Source organism: Streptomyces sp. GbtcB7, from assembly GCF_019091445.1.
Classification (GTDB): domain Bacteria; phylum Actinomycetota; class Actinomycetes; order Streptomycetales; family Streptomycetaceae; genus Streptomyces; species Streptomyces mirabilis.
Genome location: NZ_JAGXJM010000625.1, coordinates 1 through 236, shown reverse-complemented (window position 1 = coordinate 236; position 236 = coordinate 1). Strand labels below are relative to the sequence as shown.

General features: G+C 76.3%; 1 protein-coding gene. It reads left to right on the top strand.

Translation table 11 applies throughout. The features are described from left to right. Positions 1–236, top strand: a 236-nt coding sequence (locus tag KVT44_RS57040) for a hypothetical protein (protein ID WP_217577184.1), incomplete at both ends; no start/stop codon positions are given.

Sequence of the window (236 nt, the reverse complement as noted above, 5' to 3'; positions counted from 1 at the left end):
ACGAACGCGGCCTGACCTTCGGGGGATTCGTCACGCTGCGGGACGCGCTGGTGCCGAGCGCGGCCGACGCGCTGCGGGTGCTCGTCGTCCGGGGCGTCGCCGTACGGGTGCTGACCGGGGACCATCCGGGCACGGCCGCCCGCGCCTGCCGCGTCCTGGGCCTCGACCCCGGGGAGGTACGCACCGCCGCCGACCTCGAGGGTCTCACGGGCACCGAACTCGGCGAACTCGCCGTC